Source organism: Elstera litoralis, from assembly GCF_000963705.1.
Classification (GTDB): Bacteria; Pseudomonadota; Alphaproteobacteria; order Elsterales; family Elsteraceae; genus Elstera; species Elstera litoralis.
Genome location: NZ_LAJY01000895.1, coordinates 1 through 1,269, shown reverse-complemented (window position 1 = coordinate 1,269; position 1,269 = coordinate 1). Strand labels below are relative to the sequence as shown.

Annotated in this window: 1 protein-coding gene and 1 pseudogene; both read right to left on the bottom strand. The window is 51.4% G+C overall.

All coding sequences use genetic code 11. The features are described from left to right. Nucleotides 1-672 (bottom strand): annotated as a pseudogene (locus tag VZ95_RS20600) (hypothetical protein); the annotation flags it as partial. After that, a complete protein-coding gene (locus VZ95_RS24730; protein WP_156995496.1) occupies nucleotides 665-898 on the bottom strand; it encodes a hypothetical protein in 234 nt (77 codons plus the stop codon). The gene VZ95_RS24730 and the pseudogene VZ95_RS20600, both read right to left, overlap by 8 nt. Nucleotides 899-1,269: the final 371 nt, after the last annotated feature.

The following is a 1,269-nucleotide window of genomic DNA, read 5'->3' as shown; positions in this document are numbered from 1 at the left end:
ATACAGATTCCCCGACGTGCCGAGCTGCACTTCCTTATTAAAGGTAATCGACAGATCGGCCTTAGGATTGAAGCCCGAGGTATTGTCGAGCGGATCGGAGGTGGAAATTTTCGGCGAGTTAACGCTGATGAAATACCCCGGCAAGGTCTTGCCCGTCGTATCCAAACCGACCGGAATATACAAAAGCTGTCCGGCGACTGGCGTGAAATCGGTCGGAACCGTCAGCGTCGATACCGTGACGCCGCTATTGCTCGGCAGCGTATAGGTCGACAGAAACGGCGCAATCTGGGCGACCCGCGCAAAAGCCGTCGAAAATTTCCCGGCAAAAATCGCATCCGTAAAAACCTTATCGGCCTTAAAGACGGATAAATTGATCCCGTTACCGAGATTACGCCCCTCAGCGATCCCAAAATTTACGAAATGATCGTAGGCGCTCTGGAAGCCCCCAGCCGCAACCGCCGTGCGCACATCGGGGTTTGCGCTCAAATAAGCCGCTTGATTGAAGTAAGGGCTCGGCGTTTGCCCTAAAGTGCTGCCCACGAGCGCAAAATATTCGAACGGCTTTATCTCGCCGCGATACACGAGAACCGCAACTTCGGGGTTATTTTTCAGATAAAAATTCGTATCGAAGAACGAACTTGGATCGCGGCTTTCTTTAATACCGCTATTCACAAAATGATCGTAGGCGGTAAATTTTTTTTGCGGTTACGGAAGCCGCCACATCCGTATATTTAGCTAAATAATAATTCGCATCGAAATAGGCGTTCGGGTTACGCTTTTCAGCCGCCCCAAATTTAGTGAAATGATCTTCAGCCGTAATGCCTCCACTGAGAACAGCGGCTTGGACATCCTTGTTTGTGCGTAAGTAATACGCTGCATCAAAGTATGGGATGGTCATTTGTCGCACGCCCCTAGCAGAGTCCGGACTAACACACCGCAAGCGTCATACAAAACACTTGCGAACTAGCGTGTCTCGTGGCAGTAAGACAGAGCGTATTTTTCCCGCTTAGCCCTTGCCCGTGACGCTAGCAAGGTAATGCGTTGTGCCCTCTGAGGGAACGGGAAAAAAATGCCGCCCCTCCGATATTTCAGATGCTAACGCTATTGTCAGGCTCTGAAGTCGCCCGTATGCTGAGGGGGCCTGTAGAGCTACATTGCCTCTGTCGGCCCACAGGTCCGGTCTTGCGATCAGACCGGGAGACCGCCTTAGATCCTGCTTGCAAACATGAATAACCCCCAGATTCTGCGTCTGGGGGTTATTTATGGGTG